Source organism: Rhodanobacter glycinis (assembly GCF_006438785.1).
Classification (GTDB): Bacteria; Pseudomonadota; Gammaproteobacteria; order Xanthomonadales; family Rhodanobacteraceae; genus Rhodanobacter; species Rhodanobacter glycinis_A.
The window spans coordinates 1-627 of record NZ_RCZB01000015.1 but is presented as its reverse complement, the minus strand read 5'-3'; the positions used below and the strand labels follow the sequence as shown (position 1 = coordinate 627).

Below are 627 nucleotides of genomic sequence, written 5' to 3'. Positions count from 1 at the left end.
CAATCTTGCTCCAAGGTCTTACAGAACCAGGACGTCTCCACCTCGTACAGCTCTGGTCTCCACCAACACTACACAGAGGTGTCAGGAGGCACTGGTTGGTCGGGGGAGTTTTCACTCGCTCGTAATGACTCCCTTGGCTACAGGAATTGGCTGAAAACCCTTAAGGACCACCCGGATGTTCTTTTGTACTCACTTAGACCAATGTATGAGCTGATGCCAAATGAGACACAGAAGGCAGGGATGAAGGCGGCCATAGAGCAGTACTTACAAGACAACGCTGTGAAGAAGTCAACCAGAGAACCAGCTCCCAACAGCTGTCCTCAAAACGCCTGGAGGGGAACACTGGTGGTGACCATCGTCCGAGCCTGGGATCTGAAAGGAGATTTAACTGGCAACACTGAAAGCTACGCTAAGATGTGATACGGATCCTTCTATCGCAGGACTCATATGATCCGGTCAAACTACCCCAGGTGGAACGCTCGTTATTATCTGGGCAGGGTGGACACACACTTGGGTTTGAGGATGGAGGTCTGGGACGAGGACTTGAAACACGATGACCGTCTGGGTTCATGTGTGACGTACCCGAGCCAGGGGACACACACGTTCACCTGTCCGGCCAAGAGAGGC

Annotated in this window: 2 protein-coding genes; both read left to right on the top strand. The window is 52.6% G+C overall.

Annotation, left to right across the window (positions count from 1 at the left end):
• The coding region (locus EAH75_RS19535) for an MAC/perforin domain-containing protein (RefSeq protein WP_140806574.1) at positions 1 to 420 on the top strand (420 nt) is incomplete at its 5' end.
• A gap of 27 nt (positions 421 to 447) precedes the next feature.
• Positions 448 to 627 (top strand): hypothetical protein (locus EAH75_RS20185; RefSeq protein ID WP_140806573.1); only part of this gene is annotated, 180 nt, incomplete at its 3' end.